The organism is Salinicoccus sp. Bachu38, assembly GCF_038561955.2.
Classification (GTDB): domain Bacteria; phylum Bacillota; class Bacilli; order Staphylococcales; family Salinicoccaceae; genus Salinicoccus; species Salinicoccus bachuensis.
Map to the genome: position 1 here is coordinate 1,687,756 of NZ_CP138333.2, position 15,371 is coordinate 1,703,126.

15 protein-coding genes are annotated in these 15,371 nt (G+C 49.0%); 4 read left to right on the plus strand and 11 right to left on the minus strand.

The genetic code is table 11. The annotated features are described in order from the left end of the window. Nucleotides 1–5 precede the first annotated feature (5 nt). Nucleotides 6–923 carry a ferrochelatase gene (gene hemH, locus RQP18_RS08540; RefSeq protein WP_342387298.1) on the minus strand — a complete coding sequence of 306 codons (918 nt, stop codon included), beginning with the start codon at nt 921–923 and terminating at the stop codon, nt 6–8. Between the two features lie 5 nt (nt 924–928). Next, nucleotides 929–1,954, minus strand: coding sequence for a uroporphyrinogen decarboxylase (gene hemE, locus RQP18_RS08545; protein WP_342387299.1), 1,026 nt, complete (start codon nt 1,952–1,954; stop codon nt 929–931). Nucleotides 1,955–2,114: 160 nt separating this feature from the next. On the opposite strand from hemE, the gene RQP18_RS08550 reads away from it, so the two are divergent. After that, nucleotides 2,115–2,645, plus strand: coding sequence for a hypothetical protein (locus tag RQP18_RS08550; protein WP_342387300.1), 531 nt, complete (start codon nt 2,115–2,117; stop codon nt 2,643–2,645). A 13-nt stretch (nt 2,646–2,658) separates the two neighbouring features. On the opposite strand, the gene RQP18_RS08555 is transcribed toward RQP18_RS08550, so the two are convergent. Both RQP18_RS08555 and RQP18_RS08560 read right to left on the minus strand, forming a co-directional pair. After that, nucleotides 2,659–3,861 (minus strand): ABC transporter permease, encoded by a 1,203-nt coding sequence (locus tag RQP18_RS08555; protein WP_342387301.1) that lies wholly within the window; start codon nt 3,859–3,861, stop codon nt 2,659–2,661. Beyond that, nucleotides 3,854–4,594, minus strand: a complete 741-nt coding sequence (locus RQP18_RS08560; RefSeq protein ID WP_342387302.1) for an ABC transporter ATP-binding protein — start codon at nt 4,592–4,594, stop codon at nt 3,854–3,856. The genes RQP18_RS08555 and RQP18_RS08560 overlap by 8 nt, the downstream gene beginning before the upstream one ends. A gap of 85 nt (nt 4,595–4,679) precedes the next feature. On the opposite strand from RQP18_RS08560, the gene RQP18_RS08565 reads away from it, so the two are divergent. The 3 genes from RQP18_RS08565 to RQP18_RS08575 all read left to right on the plus strand — a co-directional run bounded on the left by RQP18_RS08565 (nt 4,680) and on the right by RQP18_RS08575 (nt 6,624). Beyond that, complete coding sequence (locus RQP18_RS08565; RefSeq protein WP_342387303.1) at nt 4,680–5,108, plus strand: HIT family protein; 429 nt, start codon at nt 4,680–4,682, stop codon at nt 5,106–5,108. Nucleotides 5,109–5,156: 48 nt separating this feature from the next. Further along, a complete protein-coding gene (locus tag RQP18_RS08570) occupies nt 5,157–5,516 on the plus strand; it encodes a YtxH domain-containing protein (protein WP_031544244.1) in 360 nt (119 codons plus the stop codon). Nucleotides 5,517–5,607: 91 nt separating this feature from the next. Beyond that, the gene (locus RQP18_RS08575) at nt 5,608–6,624 is read left to right on the plus strand and encodes a peptidylprolyl isomerase (protein WP_342387304.1); all 1,017 of its coding nucleotides are present in this window, start codon (nt 5,608–5,610) and stop codon (nt 6,622–6,624) included. 59 nt (nt 6,625–6,683) lie between these two features. Here the strand turns inward: RQP18_RS08575 and yhaM are convergent, their stop codons facing one another. The 7 genes from yhaM to RQP18_RS08610 form a co-directional block, all read right to left on the minus strand. Continuing rightward, the gene (gene yhaM / locus RQP18_RS08580) at nt 6,684–7,625 is read right to left on the minus strand and encodes a 3'-5' exoribonuclease YhaM (protein ID WP_342387305.1); all 942 of its coding nucleotides are present in this window, start codon (nt 7,623–7,625) and stop codon (nt 6,684–6,686) included. Nucleotides 7,626–7,636: 11 nt separating this feature from the next. Continuing rightward, nucleotides 7,637–10,564 (minus strand): ATP-binding protein, encoded by a 2,928-nt coding sequence (locus RQP18_RS08585; RefSeq protein ID WP_342387306.1) that lies wholly within the window; start codon nt 10,562–10,564, stop codon nt 7,637–7,639. A gap of 7 nt (nt 10,565–10,571) precedes the next feature. Then, nucleotides 10,572–11,756, minus strand: coding sequence for a metallophosphoesterase family protein (locus RQP18_RS08590; protein ID WP_342387307.1), 1,185 nt, complete (start codon nt 11,754–11,756; stop codon nt 10,572–10,574). An 87-nt stretch (nt 11,757–11,843) separates the two neighbouring features. Continuing rightward, nucleotides 11,844–12,200 (minus strand): YlbF family regulator, encoded by a 357-nt coding sequence (locus RQP18_RS08595; RefSeq protein WP_031544234.1) that lies wholly within the window; start codon nt 12,198–12,200, stop codon nt 11,844–11,846. A 53-nt stretch (nt 12,201–12,253) separates the two neighbouring features. Beyond that, a complete protein-coding gene (locus tag RQP18_RS08600) occupies nt 12,254–13,384 on the minus strand; it encodes a DUF445 domain-containing protein (RefSeq protein ID WP_342387308.1) in 1,131 nt (376 codons plus the stop codon). Nucleotides 13,385–13,460: 76 nt separating this feature from the next. Continuing rightward, nucleotides 13,461–13,916 carry an XRE family transcriptional regulator XdrA gene (gene xdrA, locus RQP18_RS08605; protein ID WP_342387309.1) on the minus strand — a complete coding sequence of 152 codons (456 nt, stop codon included), beginning with the start codon at nt 13,914–13,916 and terminating at the stop codon, nt 13,461–13,463. Between the two features lie 161 nt (nt 13,917–14,077). Continuing rightward, complete coding sequence (locus RQP18_RS08610; RefSeq protein WP_342387310.1) at nt 14,078–15,367, minus strand: dicarboxylate/amino acid:cation symporter; 1,290 nt, start codon at nt 15,365–15,367, stop codon at nt 14,078–14,080. Nucleotides 15,368–15,371 lie beyond the last annotated feature (4 nt).

Below are 15,371 nucleotides of genomic sequence, written 5' to 3' on the forward strand. Positions count from 1 at the left end.
CTTTACTACAGTCTGTTTATTTCGTTGATCATTGCCTGGATGAAACGCTCGTCCGTGTTCGGCATTGTCGGCCTGTGGTATCCTGCGCCCACTTCGTCACATACATCCTTGCACTCGACATCGTTGTCATAGAGGACTTCGAGGTGCTCGCATACGAATCCGACCGGGAGATATATGAAATGCTTGTATCCCTTCTCGTCGTACAGATCCTTCGTCAGATCCTGCACGTCCGGTCCCAGCCATGGGTCCGGTGTATTCCCTTCGGACTGCCATCCGATATGGACATTCTTCAGTTCCGCATTCTCCTTGATGAGCTGTGCCGTTTCTTCCAGCTGATCCGGATACGGGTCATTGTGCTCCTTGATCTTCTCGGGCAGGCTGTGCGCACTTACGACGACTGCCGTTTCATCACGTTCTGCTTCCGGCACTTCACTGAGGGAGTCGTTGACCGCCTCCGTCCAGAAATCGATGAATGGCTGCTGCTCGTAGTATGATTCCACGGATTTGATCGAGATGCCATATTTCTCGGCCTCCTCCTCGGCCCGCTTGTTGTAGGATCCGACGGAGAAGTTGGAATAGTGCGGCGCCAGTACGACGGATACCGCTTCCTTGATGCCATGGTCATTCATCGCCTCCACTGCGTCCTCGATGAATGGATCGATGTGCTTGAGGCCGATGAACAGCTCATACTCGACTTCGTTCTGGGACTGGTTCAGCTGGCTGACCAGTGCTTCCGCCTGCCTTTTCGTCGTATCGGCCAAAGGAGAGATCCCGCCGATCGCCTCATAGCGGTCCTTCAGATCCTGAAGTGCTTCCTCCGAAGGCTTCCTGCCCCTGCGGATGTGGGTGTAGTAGGGTTCAATATCCTCTTCTTTATACGGCGTACCATACGCCATTACGAGTAGACCTTTTTTCTGTTTCATTCCAATCACTTTCCTTTACTGTATTCATGTACAAATGAAGTTAATTTCCTAAGTGTCTCCGGGTCCACTTCAGGGAACACCCCGTGGCCCAGATTGAATATGTGGGCTTCGTTTCTGCCCTGGTCGAGGATGGCTTTCGTCCGGTCCTCGATCACCTGCCAGTCGGCCAGAAGGAGTGCAGGATCAAGGTTGCCCTGGAGTGCCTTCGTGACGCCGAGTTCCCTTGCCTGATCGATTGAAGTCCGCCAGTCGAGACCGATGACATCCATATTAAGTGTGTTCCATTCCGGAATCAAATGAGATGCTCCGATGCCGAATACAATGACCGGTGCACCCATCTCCCTCACACTGCTAATGATTTTGTTCATTGAAGGGGAAAGGTAGTAGGCATAGTCCTCACGGCTCAGTGCGCCGCCCCATGAATCGAATATCTGAATGAGGCTCGCCCCCGACTCGACCTGCGCCCGCAGGTACCGGATGCTCATCTCAGTCAGCTTATCCATCAGTCTGAACCACGTTTCAGGCTGGTTGTACATCATCTTCTTCGTCTTGTGGTAGTTCTTCGACGGACCACCTTCTATCATATAGCTGGCCACTGTGAATGGTGCCCCACAGAAACCGATGAGAGGAACGTTCAATTTTTCTTTCGTCAGTATCTCGATGGTTTTGTAGATATAGTCGAGATCCTTGTAGGGATCGAGCTCCCCGAGCTTCTCCACATCCTTTATGTCACGGATGGGATTCTGTATGACAGGCCCGACACCCGGTTTGATGTCCACATCAACGCCGAGGGGTGCCAGAGGAGAAACGATATCCTTGTACAGCACAGCCGCATCCACATCATAATTATCGACTGGTGTCGCAGTCAGATAAGCGGTCAGCTCCGGCTGGTGCGTAATCTCCATCAGGGAGTATTTTTCTTTGACCTTGTTATACTCGGGCTGGCTTCTTCCGACCTGTCTCATGAACCAGACAGGAGTATAATCGGTCTTTTCTCCTCTTGCCGCTTTAATTATCGTATCATTGAACACAATTTTCTCCTCCAATTTTTAATATCCATCAATATTCTAACACATTGATGATAGTTATTATTAATTAGGACCATAATGTCAAAAATTTGATTTATTTTTTGCACGTTTACCCCTCTCAGCTTTAAGGTATAGACCTATTAAGACTACTTACGAGGTGAACATGATGAAATTACATTTGACAACAGGAACGATAACCTACATGCAGGATCTGAAGAAGAAGCATAGGGATGTCAATATCGCCGCCATGGGACAGGATGCCGTCCTCTATTATGAAAGCGACAGCAGCGACAGCCTTTTCAGCTCCCGAAACTCCTACGATCTGCAGTATTCATCCGGGTCCCTGGATGAGGACAACCCGACATCGATGCACTTCATTCCTGTGCCGGATGAGAGGAAAGGTCCACTTCATGGGCATCTTGCCGATTTGAACGAAATACTGTTGGGTACGAGAGGGGTCCAGTCCCACCGCATAGGCGAAGCACTCGGGGAAGATTCCTACCTCATACTCATCCAGTGGGCACAGACTTCGACCTATAATGATTTCAAGCAGACGAACAGCTACAAGAACTATCTGAGCACCGAAGCCCTTGCCAAGTACCGCACGGCGGAATCGCTGTTCCACAAGTCCATCTCCTCAAAGCTTTACCTGCCCCTCAAGGACAATGAAGAAGATACAGAAGACGAATTTTAAGCGACTGAATATTTCAGTCGCTTAATTCCTGTTCCTTTTTATATACGGTTCTGCTCAAAGTCCTGTTGATGATGTATCCCCATAATGGGAACAGCAGCACAAGGTAGAAGTATTGGAGATGCACACCCAGGAAGATCAGGCTGAAGATGACAGCAATCACAAAGACGAGCTTGTGCGAATAGGTGATGTAGCTCTTCTGGATGAAACTGCGGTCCACCGGCCACACCTTCGGCCAGAGCAGATAGGCCTGGGCGGTATAGATCTGCGACATCTGCAGGACGATGATGTAGATGCCGAACAGCACAATGATGACCGAGAGGTAGAGGTTCCCGATCCACACCATGACGATGCCGAACAGCAGGATGAGCCGCAGAATGATCATCGGCAGGTCGTGATCCCGCGCAAAAGTCCTGTAGAAAAGGTATTCATACATCCGTTCCTTACTGAAGGCATTCCCCTTCGGCTTCCACAGGAACGGGTCCAGATATCTTCTTCTTTTGAACTGCTTGTCGATGTGACTGACATTCGTGAAGAGGGCAACGTTCTGGTAGTACTTGTTGAGCTGGGCTTCCTCATAATCGATCAGTGTACTCCAGTCCAGCTGGGAATGGCTTCTCTTCTTCGCATACCCCATCAGCATATAGATGACGATGACCGCAGGGACGATCCACAGCGGGTGCTGCAGGATCAGCAGCAGAGAGATGAAGCTCAATGCCATCAACATGGTGATGACGCCAGCATTCGACAAATCGGAGTTGATTGCGGCTTTCTTGATATGGTAGTTCATTACATAGAAGATGATTCCTGCCGCGATGAAGGACAGAATCTGCACGATGCCGTGGCCCACCGTCAGCAGCAGTACCGCAACGATGCCTCCGATGACCGGTTTCGCAAGACCCAGTGTCAGCGAATATCTGTCGGCCGACGTCATATACCTGCTGAACTTCGCCTCATAGGGCAGCAGGAACACGCCATCCGCCCGCTTCAGCAGTGTCCGGTAGGCCGGGATGATCGTGATGCTCACCAGCAGTGCTGCAGCGATGTCCTGCCATAATGAAGGCTCGAGCGTCTGGATGAGGCTGAGCAGCGAATAGAGGAAAAAGCCGGAAGCGATTGTCAGGAATATGAGGAAATGACTGTTGAAGATGAATTTGCCATAGTAGCTCCTTCTTTCTATGTCCGCATTCATTCTCTCCCTGAATAGTCCTTCAGTCATTTCCGATGCCGCCTCCTGTAATCTTGAGATACACTTCATCCAGTGTGGCCCCCGGCATATCGAATTCCCTGCGGAGCGCTTCAAGGCTGCCGATTGCAATGAGGCGCCCCTCGTCGATGATGGCGAACCGGTCGCAGTACCTTTCGGCAGTGGCGAGTATATGGGTGCTCATCAGTATCGACCGGCCATTGTTCTTCTCTTCGACCATCAGCTCGATCAGCGACTCGATTCCGAGTGGATCGAGCCCAAGAAACGGTTCGTCTATGATGTAGAGGTCCGGATGCGAAAGGAATGCACAAATCAGCATCACCTTCTGCTTCATCCCTTTGGAGAAGTGTGTCGGAAACATATCCACTTTCGTGTCGAGCCTGAATATTTTGAGGAGCCGCTCTGCACGTGCCATCGCCGTGGCTTCATCGATGCCATAGGCCATCGCCGTCATCTGTATATGCTCCTTCAGGGTCAGTTCCTCATAGAGGATCGGGGTTTCCGGGATATACGCAAGCTGGCGCCGGTAGGATTCGATATCCTCCGAGGCAGTCATGCCCCCTACCCTGATTTCACCCGAATGGGGGCGCAGCAGCCCGAGGATATGCTTAATCGTCGTACTTTTGCCGGCGCCGTTCAGGCCGATGAGCCCGACGATCTCCCCATGCCCGATATTGAATGAAATATCATGTATTACAGGCGTCTTTGAATATCCACCTGTCAGTCCATCTATTTGAAGTACCATATTCGACTTCCTTTTAATTAATATATATTATTTGTATACTTGTACCAAGTAAATATATCATAACTGAACAATGGAGGTACAACGAATGAGTAAAACTATTTTTGAACAGATTGCAGAAGGTGACATTCCGGCGAATATCGTCTATGAAGATGATGTCTGCATTGCATTCATGGACGCTTTCCCCCTCTCCAAAGGGCACACGCTTGTCGTGCCAAGGAAGCCGATCGAAAACATCTATGATCTCGATGAGGAAACAGGCGCCCATCTCATCAAAGTCGTTACAAAAGTTGCCAATGCCATTAAAGATGCCTTCTCGCCGGAGGGGCTGAATGTTGTACAGAATAACGGAGCCTTCGCCTCCCAGTCCGTATACCACATCCATTTCCACCTCATCCCCCGCTACAAGGAAGAGTATGATGGCTTCGGCTACAAGTGGGAGCAGGACGAGAAGAAACGGTCGGACGAAGAAAAAACGGAAATTGAAAATGCCATCCGTGACCGTCTGGATGCATAACCCGTCAGACGGCAGGGTATTGGTATATAAAAAAGGACGTGACATGCTATGAAATTCAAAAATATTGCAATCGGTTTTCTCGTTGGTGTGACGGGAGGCTCACTGATATCACTGATGAATGCACCGAAATCCGGAAGTGAACTGCAGTCTTCATTGAAATCCGGTTCGGGGGATATGAAATCGCAGATGGATCAGCTCAAGATAGAAGCCAATGAAGTGAAATCCTCCTTCCTGAAGACAAAACACGAATCCCAGGAAGTGTTCAAGACGCTGGGTGATGAAGTCAAGACGATGATCAGCAACTACAAGGCCGATATCAACCCCAATATTGAACATATCCAGGAAAATGTGGAAAACATCCAGAACAGGGTTGAAGAAGTTCAGAATACTTTCACAAAAGACAAGTAACCAATTGATAGCGGGTGTACAATCATTTGTACCCCGCTACTTTATTGTGATATATTATCTCCTGTAGCCAAAACTAAAGGAGAATTGTGAAATGAAAAAGAGATTAGCGCCAATTGTGGTTGGCTTGGGCCTCATAGGGCTTGCTGGATGTTCAGATGACAGCAGTAGCGAAAACGCCACGGGGGGCGAAAACGGTGAAACGGAATACGGTGACGTGCTCGCAACAAGCGATGCGGGAGAAGTCACTACTGATGATATACTTAACGAACTCGGTACCGATAATATCGCAAACCGCACTTTCCAGCTGACTCTGGACTCCATACTGCAGGATAAATACAGTGACGAGGTCGACCGCGAAGCGATCGAATCCCAGATCGACGAAGAGATTGAAAGCATGGGCGGAGAGGAACAGTTCGCCATGGTGCTCCAGCAGCAGCAGCCGGGCATGACGGTGGAACAGTATAAGGAGCAGCGCATCAACAATGCCTATCATGATAAGTTCTTTGCTGAGAAATTCGAAGTGACTGATGAAGAAGCGAAAGACACTGTACGTGAAGCTTCACATATACTCGTTGAAGTCTCCGAAGAAGAGGATGGCCTGAGTGATGAGGAAGCGCAGGAGAAAGCTGAATCCCTCCATCAGGAAATCGAAGATGGTGCTGACTTCGGCGAATTGGCCGCCGAAGAATCCGACGATACAGGCAGTGCGGAAAACAATGGTGAACTCGGCTACGTCCAGCGTGGACAGATGGTCGAACCATTCGAAAATGCCCTTTTCGAACTTGAACAGGGAGAAGTATCCGATGTAGTCGAATCCGATTTCGGCTACCACATCATCAAAAGACACGAAGAAGAGAACATTGACGAAGAGCTGGATACCATCAAACGCCAGGTCGTAAGCCAGAAGATCCAGGAAAACCAGGATCAGGTGCTCGGGTTCTATAATGATCTTCTCGAGGAATACAATGTCGAGTTTGAAAATGAAGAAATCCGTACCTACATTGAAGAAACATATCTGAATGCCGGTTCCGAGGAATCTGCAGAGGAGTCCACTGAGGAATCTACTGAAGAATCCGCAGAGGAATCCACTGAAGAACCAGCTGAATAGATGAAAAAAAGGACTTGTGAGTTGTTGAACTCACAAGTCCTTTTTGTATATCTTCGATTTTAATCCAATGATTCCGGACGGTAGAAGAAGCGCCCCTCAAGCGGGAAGATCCGCTCTGTAAACTCTCCCTTATCCGCCTTTCCGGTATGCTTGTCCATCATCATCATGCGCGCATCGATATTGTCGATGAAATGGAGGATTTCAGCTTCCTTCAGCATCGGCGGTTTCGGTGAACCGTATTCGAGCTTTCCATGATGGCTCAGTATCATGTGCTTGAGCAGCATGACCTCCTCGCCATCGATGTTCAGGTCCTGGGCGACCCGGGTGATCTCTTCGCTGGCGATCACGATGTGCCCGATCAGATTTCCTTCCACCGTATAGGTGGTCCCCACCGGACCGGACAGCTCCTTCACCTTCCCGATGTCATGGAGGATGATGCTGCTGTAGAGCAGGCTGCGGTTCAGCGACGGATAGATGTCGCATAGTGCCTCTGCCGTCCTCAGCATATAGTGTACATGATACGCCAGTCCCGAAACGAAGTCGTGGTGGTTCGTCATTGCTGCCGGGAAGCTTAGAAATTCCTTCTTGTACTTGTTCAGCAGCTGGCGTACGATGCGCTGCAGGCTGCCATTCTCGATCTTGATGACATAGTCCATGATGCTCTCGTACAATGTATCTTCATCGATCGGTGCCTTTTCCACAAAATCCTTGGCATTCAGATCATCCGCTTCGGTTGCGGTTCTGAATGCGGCAATTTTCATCTGCTTCTTGTTGCGGTAGTCGATGACATCCCCTTTGACCTTGATGAGCGTTTCGGGTTTGAGGACTTCCATATCTTCTTTCGATACAGTCCAGAGCTTGGCTTCAATCTCTCCCGTGCGGTCCTGAAGGAACAGGGTCATATAAGGTTTGCCCTGGGATGTGACACCTTGCTGGCTTCTTTTTATCAGGTAGAAGGATTCCACCGAATCTCCGGGTTTCAGTTTGGATATGTTATTCAAGTATAGTCACCTCATTTTACTCTTTCTTTAAGTTTGACCGTCTGTGAGGACGAAATTGCACTGTCCAGATTGCATGTGAAGTACAGTACCTGGTCATCCACTTCATTGCGCAGATAGTCGATGATGATCTTCTTGCGTTCCTTGTCGAAGTGGACGAAGGCATCGTCTATGATCAGCGGCAGCTGGTAGTAGCCCTTCAGCGCTTTGATCAGGCTCAATCTGAGACTGATATAGAGCATTTCCTTCGTCGACTGGGACAGTTCCAGAGGATGGAAGAGCTGGCCGTTGACATGCCTTACCGTGATGCCGTTTTCGTCATAGGTGACGTTGATATACCGCCCTCGCGTCACTTTCTCGAAAATGCTCCTCGCCTCTTCGATGACCACAGGCAGCCTTTCATCTTTGATGGCTTTAATATGTGTTTCAATGAGGATGCGGATATAGTTGAGCGACATGTATTCTTTTGAGAGGTTCTGGATCAGCGTCCTCTTCATCTCGAACCTGTGGTTCACTTCACTCAGCTTGCCGTCACTTTCCAGGGTGCTGATTTCGGAGTTCAGCTCCGCTAGCACCTTCTGTTCATCCTGCAGCTTCCTGTTGAAGTCCTCTATCTGTTCTGCGATGCTCTCCTCTTCCTCCTTCAGATCGGCAAGGAGATAAGTGGAGAGTTCATTTCTCGCATCATAGTCGAAGTGTTCTTCTTCAAGCTTTTCACTCAGTTCTTTGAAGCGTTCTATATTGTCATGATACTCTTTGTATTTTCTTGCGAAATAGTAGTATTCTTCCTCGTCTTCAGCATCCACATAGTCGAGCAGCTGCACGATTTCCTGCCTGGAAGCCTCATTCCTCTCGGTAAGCACCTTTATTTCATTTTCAAGCAGGTTGATCTGATCTTTCAGCCTGTTATAATGCGCTTCATCCTTATACATGCCTGAAACCATACTTTTGACGTCATAGAAGATCGTGCTGTCATCGTAGTGTATGCCGAAATTCGCTACGTCATCCTTGACGCTCCTTTTGAACTGCTGCAGTTCCCGATTGATGTTGTCCATCTCTACCGTATGCCTGTTGATCTGGTTCCGCTTCTGCTTGATTTCCCTGATCGTATGGATCGCATCCACGATATTTTTGTTTTCAATATCCGGATTCACTTTCAGGTCACTTTTGATTGCTGCTAGGTCGGTATTCAGTGAATCATGCTGCGTTTCCTTGAGTGCCAGTGTTTCCTTGAGTTCCTCGAGCCTGACGTTCGTGGAGATCCTTTTCGTCCTCTGCGTCTTCAGGTCCATCTTGAGGTCTCTTGCGTCGTTGAGGTCGAAATCGACATTATTATTTCTTTTTATCGTCTCGATGATATCCTTGAGTTCACGGACTTCATCCTGGTAGTCGTTTTTCAGTGCGTTGTCTTCCCGCTGATTTGTGAGCATCAGAAGCAGCAGGGTGCCGGCCCCGATGACTGTAAAGAGCCCGCCCATCAGCCAGCTGGCATTGATCAGATAGAATACACCGATCAGGAGTGCGAGGACACTGATGCCGATGATCAGGGTCGACTGGCCCTTTTTGACCCGGTCCCGCTCCTTTTTCTCACGCTCATAGTCCTTTTCGATGAGCCTGAACATCTTCTCTTTTTCCTTCAGTTCAAACTCCCGTTCAATGACTTCCTTCTTCACACGGATCCGCTCATCACTGATCTGTTCCTGCTCCAGACGTTCTATGTCCTGGTCGAACTGTCTGAGATCGGACTTCAGATGATCGATTTCGCGTACAAGGAACTGTTCTTCCAATGTGACCTCATCAAGTTTTGAAAGGACCGTCTGCACGGACTCCTTGACGATATTCGAATCATCCACTTCATGATGCTCTTCCTGCCAGCCGATATCCCGCCTGAGCTGGGCGATCTCCTCTTCCAGGGTATCTATGGAGGCGGAGAGCCTGGAGTACTCCATGTTCTTCTGTTTGATGTCCGGCTCCTTCTTCTGGATGCCCTCCAGATAGGCCAGCCGGTTCCTGTCAGGCAGGGACACACCGTCGATTTCATTTTTCAGGACTTTGAGCTTCTCGGTCCGGAGCGCGATATCACGGTCGGTCTGCTGGGCCTGATGCTTCAGCGTCTCATACCTTTCAAGCCCCTGCTCGGGGAAGACCACAGGATCTATGTTCAGCTTGTCCTCTAGGGCCTTCCAATCTTTGATGTCCTTATGGTACATGACTTCCTTCATCTTCTGCTTGCGGACCATATCCAGCTGGAAAAGGGCATCCTTTTTGGCATTCAGGCTTTCCTCGGTCTTGAGCTTCTCATTGACCAGCGTCTTGTAGCGCTCTTCTGTCTGTTCCAGCACCCTGATCTTCTCACTGAGGTTTGCAATTTCATCCATTTCCTGGTTCAGTTCAGGGTTCGTGCCGTTCTTCTTGTAGATTGATTTCATCTCGGCGTCTATGGCACTCAGCATCTCGTCGTATTCATGTGAACCAAGTGCACCTGCCCGAAGCAGATATTCCTGCAGTTTGTCCTCGGTCATATTCTTATGGATATCCTGGAGACCCAGTACATCAAAGGAAAAGATCGACCGGTATGTCTTCTTGTCGATGAAGTTCAGCTTCTTTATCAGCCAGTCTTCTCCCCTGACGGAACCGTCCATGAAATAGACTTTCACATCCCCCTGTACCTTCCCTTTTATGCGTTCGATTTCCACCGGGCCCGCTTCATCCGGAAATTCCACTGTAATCTTCCCGCCATACAAGTTGTGCATGCGCGGTTCCCTTCTCGGTTCCTGTTCCTTCCTCGTCGGAAAACCGAACAGGATGGAATGGATGAACGACTGCATCGTCGATTTTCCGGCTTCGTTTTCACCAAAAAACTGGATGAACTGCTGATCGGTGTCTATTTCGGTTTCTGTAATCTTTCCATAGCCATATATATTCAGAGCAATAATTTTCATATGTCCACTACTTCCTCATCAACATTCTAAGGCGTTCTTCGCCTTCGTTAAGCAGCTCTTCCTGATCGATGTCCTGGACAGGCTCCAGGTATCTGTTGAGCCGCGGATCCATGTACAGCGCATTCACCGCTTCCTTGAACAGCTCCTTGTTCTGGGAATGGGTCGCCTTTATATCATTGAGCAGGGCGATGTTATCCTGGGTGAGATATTTGAGGCGGAGGTCATCGATCCATACGAACTGCTTCAGGTCCCTTTCGTCTTCCTTAAGCAGCTCGACCACTTCATTGAAGTCGGCATCCGATATCGTCTCTTCCCCGTCATATACAAGGTTGAGCTGTATGATGTGCCGCCCCTTTTCCCTCAACCGATGCTTGAACTCGACGATGGACTGGTAGAGGTCCTGTTTGGCGAGCGACTGGACTTCCAGGTCATATTCCGAAAAGATGAGTTCCTGTATCGGCACAAAACGGGTGTTGAGATAGACGTCATCCCCTTCTGCCAATAGGAAACCCTTCTCCCCATACTCATTCTTGTGCCGCCCCTGGATGTTGCCGGAATAATGGATCGGCGGGAGGTCGCTGAGCTGCTCCCGCTGATGGATGTGGCCCAGTGCCCAGTAATGATACAATTTTTCATTCAGTACTTCCAGATTGAACTCTGTATAGCGCTCCTGTCCATACTGGCTCTTTGAATAGGTGCCATGGAGGATGCCGATATGTATCCCGTCGTTCATGGTATTCACCGGATAGTCATCGAGCTTGTTCTCGTAGGAGTCATCCAGATAATAGCTGAAGCCGTGAAGGAATACATTCTCCCCCTTCGAGGTGATCATCTCATAGGTTTCCACATTCTCCTTGAAGACCGTGACATTATCCGGCCAGGACGTCCTTACGCCATCAGTCAGGGGGTCGTGGTTCCCATGGATGACATAGGCGAAGATGCCGGACTCCTTGAGCCGTTCGAACTGGCGCTTCATGAATATCTCGGACTTCAGTGTGCGGTTCGCCTGATCGAAGACATCTCCCGCTATTATAATGAAGTCCACTTTCTCTTCGATGGCGAAATCCATCATCCTTTTGACACTATTGTATGTACTCTCCATAAGCACCTCGAAGATGCCCGAAGGCATCTTGGATCGGGACCTGAAAGGGCTGTCCAGATGCAGATCTGCGCTGTGAATAAACTTAACCATATATTTCACCTGACTTTTCCTGGCATGATATTTTCAGTATACCAAAAAATACAAAAGAAAGAGGCCTATAATAGACCTCTTCACTAATTAATTCTGGTTGTTCAGACCATAAAGCTCTTCTATAGGTTTCATGATGACGCGGTTCAGGTCCTGGATGAGCTCGCTCATCTTCTGTTCTGCTTCCATCAGTGATTTGATATTTTCATCTTTCTCTATATCTTCTGCTGATTTCTGTGCTTTCTGAACATCTTCCTCCTGAATCTCTTCACCCTGCATCTGTTTTTGCTGCAAGTCCATCTGTACTTCCCTGAACTCGTCGAACAGCTGCTTGGATTCCGGATTGGAATTCACTTTGCCATAAAGGTCCTTCATATTCTGAAATTCATCTGAATTGCGCAACGCATCTTCCAATGCATTGGCCTGATCGTATACATTAACTGCCATTATTAAAAAACTCCCTTTATAAAGATATCTCTACTGTAACATAAAAAACCGACTTATAAAAACACAACGATGAGCCCCTGGACGATTCCTATCATTCCCCCGAGGAAAAAGCCGAGGAGAGTGATCATGCGGAATTCCTTGCTGGAAATCTCCATCACCAGATCTTCGATATGACTGAGTTCAAAACTGTCGATCTGCTTTTTGACCACATGGGCAAGCTGGAGCTTTTCGACGATCCTGCCCGTATTCTTGCCAAGGTATTCTATGATGTTGTCACGCAGCTGATATTTCCCCCGTGTCTTGAATGACTCGAACATTTCAGGATTGAAGTCCTCGATCGGATAATCGAGTATGCCTTCGATATCTATCCGTTCCCTGAGTACACCGTAGACACTCTCGATCAGTTTTTGCCGGTCCCTGCCGGAAATCAGTTCATCCACCCTGCTGTTCTTGATCCTTTCGTACTCATCATTGATGATGCGCACCTGTATTTCCGTCATTTTCGGATGGTGGATCAGCTTGTTCAGCTCATTTCTTATATTCTGTACGATCGTTTCCTTCGACATCAGGTATTTCAGCGAGCGGGCGAGCCTGCCCCTGTGCTCGACAAACTCGTCGGTCATCGTATACAGGTCCTGATACCCCTTCTCCGAATTGATGTATTCTTCTATTTTCTGTGTGATCTGGGGCTGCAGACTGTCGATTTTGCCATCCAGTGTGGCCAGGGCATCCTCGGGGATGAGACTTCCAATCTCTTGCTGATAGAGCCTTTCGCCTTCTGCCGTCACCTTCTCGGACAACTGGGCATTGAAGCCTTCCACCACCTTGTCGGACAGCCCTTCGTTGATGCGTTCAAGAAAATATCGCAGTGTCAGCTTTTCGGACTCGATCGTCTCTATCTGCCGGTCGATGAACAGCATGATGAAATTCTGGGTCTCCCGGCTCTTTATCTTCTCTATGAAAGCATCGGGCGTGAGCAGATGCCTGGTGACGATTTCCCCCATCTTTACGGACGCTTCCTCCCGCCTGCGCGGGATGACACCCGGCGTAAAAGGGAGACGCCTGCCGAACAGATATTTCGCTTCATATGGCCTGAACAGCATGCGTATGGCGAGCATGTTCGTCAGTCCGCCGATCAGTGCACCGATCATGGCCATGAGTATAATCTGAAAACCATCGTTCAAGAAAAAGCCCTCCTTCTCCTGTCATTTATCCTACATGAATCCAAAAGAAAAAGCACCTTGCGGTGCTTCTGTTGTATCAGACAGGCTGCAGATCCGTCTGTCTCATGAAGAATGTCCTGATTTCCCGTTCAATATATGAGGCATGGACCGGACGGTTCATTGCATTCAGTACTCTATATATCCTGTTACTTTTATTATATTGCAGACGGAAACCATTCTTTCTGTCGAGATCCTCCCAATATACCGCTTCACCATCATAATTCGGGTAGACACAATGCCCTCTGGATATCACCTGGGCAAGTTCAAGGGGATCACCTCCGAATGAATTCGTCAGGACTTCACTATCCCTGAAGAGTGCACAAAGCGAGATACATGTTGTCCAGTTGGGAAGGATGCGTTCTTTTTCGATCTGCACGAGTGTCTTTTTCGACAGCCCTATCGTCTGACTCATGGAGTCTTGCGTATAACCAGCTTCTGTCCTGACCATCTTGAACTTCGACTGGAGCATCTCCGTAAAAGTCTGTTTATCCATTCTTTTCTTCCTTTCACTCAATTCGGGTATTGTAAAATTTACATGCGATAATAATACACTTTTAATATAATAATATAGATCGGGTAAAATTAAAAGGGCATATATTGAAATTCACCAAGTGTTCAATATATGCCCTATTCGATTTTACCGCTTCAGAAGCCTTAAGCTTCGGCTTTTGCGGCTTCTTCCCTCCGCGTCTGCTGCTCATTGATTACGAGTGCGATCGCTGCGTCTCCTGTAATATTGACCATCGTACGGGTCATGTCGAGCAGCCTGTCGATACCGATGATGATGCCGATTGCCGCCGGATCGAGACCGACTGCCGTCAGTACCATGGCGAGCATGACAAGGCCGACACCCGGCACACCTGCAGTACCGATGCTCGCCACTACGGCAATGAGAACGACCGTAACCATCTGCATGATCGTAAGATCGATGCCGGACAGCTGTGCAATGAACACCGTGGCCACACCCTGCATGATTGCCGTACCATCCATGTTGATCGTCGCACCGAGCGGCTGCACGAAACTCGACACACTCTTGCGTATCTTCAGGTTGTCCTGTGCCGTCTCAAGTGAAATCGGCAGTACCGCACTTGAGGAGGATGTACTGAAAGCCACACCCATCGCCGGCGCGAAATTCTTAAGGAACCAGACGAAGCTTTTCTTCGCCAGGAACTGGACCACAGAACCATATACGATTGCAAGGTGGATGAACAGCGCAAGCAGCACACAGAGGAAGTACATGCCGAGCTGCTGGATGGCGCCGAATCCCGCCTGGACAAAAGCGGTCGCCACAAGTCCGAATGCACCGATTGCTGCAAAGTATTTCATGATGGCCATGACGATCCACATGACGACATCATTCGCCTCTTCGAACAATGCTGTAAGCCGTGCAGACTTGTCCTTTGCGGCAATCATCGCGATGCCGATGAAGATTGCGAAGGCGATGATCTGCAGCATGTTCTGCGTGCCCATCGCCTCGATGACATTCGTCGGAATCAGATTGATGACCGTCTGGTCGAATCCCTGCTGGATTGCTTCTCCCGTCGATCCGCCTTCAAGTTCCGTCTCGCGGTACTCGGACACCTCTTCGGAATCCAGAAGCTGGGACTGCCCTTCGCCAGGATCCAGAAGGTTCGCTACAACCATGGCGATGGTGATGGCTATCGCCGTAGTCGCCAGATAGAATGCCAGCGTCTTGATTCCGATGCCTCCGAGCATCTTCGGGTCACCGACATTGACCACCCCGAGGACGATGGAGATGAAGACAACCGGAACCACCATCATGAAGATCATATTCAGGAACAGCTGTCCCACTACGTTGAATATGTACTGATCGATCCACTGCACCCACCCCTGGTCGCCCATCGGACTGAGCACCGATCCTACGATGATGCCGAGGATCAGGGCGATGATAATCTGTATCGTCAGTTTATTTCCCACTTTCATATTA